Source organism: Citrobacter sp. Cf125, from assembly GCF_030333935.1.
Lineage (GTDB): Bacteria > Pseudomonadota > Gammaproteobacteria > Enterobacterales > Enterobacteriaceae > Citrobacter > Citrobacter freundii.
The window spans coordinates 1-281 of the sequence record NZ_JAOWEY010000005.1 but is presented as its reverse complement, the minus strand read 5'-3'; the positions used below and the strand labels follow the sequence as shown (position 1 = coordinate 281).

Genomic DNA, 281 nt, shown 5'->3' with positions numbered 1-281 from the left:
CACACTACCATCGGCGCTACGGCGTTTCACTTCTGAGTTCGGCATGGGGTCAGGTGGGACCACCGCGCTACAGCCGCCAGACAAATTCTTTTCTAAGTGCCGAACTTTAACCGAAAAACTGGTGCTGATACCCAGAGTCGAACTGGGGACCTCACCCTTACCAAGGGTGCGCTCTACCAACTGAGCCATATCAGCACACTAAATTTGATGCCTGGCAGTTCCCTACTCTCGCATGGGGAGACCCCACACTACCATCGGCGCTACGGCGTTTCACTTCTGAG

At 54.8% G+C, this 281-nt stretch carries 1 tRNA gene and 1 rRNA gene; both read right to left on the bottom strand.

The annotated features are described in order from the left end of the window. Positions 1 to 81 (bottom strand): 5S ribosomal RNA (gene rrf, locus OGV89_RS00715); the annotation flags it as partial. Between the two features lie 38 nt (positions 82 to 119). Then, positions 120 to 195, bottom strand: a tRNA-Thr gene (locus OGV89_RS00710). Between the last annotated feature and the right edge of the window lie 86 nt (positions 196 to 281).